This is a genomic window from Pleomorphochaeta sp. DL1XJH-081 (genome assembly GCF_049310885.1).
GTDB lineage: Bacteria > Spirochaetota > Spirochaetia > Sphaerochaetales > Sphaerochaetaceae > CAYZJV01.
This window is the reverse complement of the sequence record NZ_JBMDYO010000174.1, coordinates 1-250: the sequence shown is the minus strand read 5'-3', so window position 1 is coordinate 250 and position 250 is coordinate 1. Positions and strand designations below refer to the sequence as shown.

1 protein-coding gene is annotated in these 250 nt (G+C 62.4%); it reads right to left on the bottom strand.

Features of this window, described 5'->3' with window-relative positions; translation table 11 throughout:
• The coding region (locus tag ACODJP_RS14370; RefSeq protein WP_422482658.1) for a CaiF/GrlA family transcriptional regulator at nt 1-250 on the bottom strand (250 nt) is incomplete at both ends.

Genomic DNA, 250 nt, shown 5'->3' with positions numbered 1-250 from the left:
CGCACGGGGTGCAGGCGGGAATCAAAGCAAATGTCGTCGTCATTGTGACGGTTACAGATGTAATTGAGGATACCGCTGGCACGGCGGGGCTCAATGCTGAACGCCTCGCTGACGTCATCGCGGGTAAACTCCCGGCCCAGAAACAGCCCCCACCAGGCCACGGCCCGGTACAGGGACAGGGTGCCCAGATGGCGGATGCCCGGGGGCATGTAAAACCCTTCATGGTTGCTCTGCCTGCCGGCAACGGTCC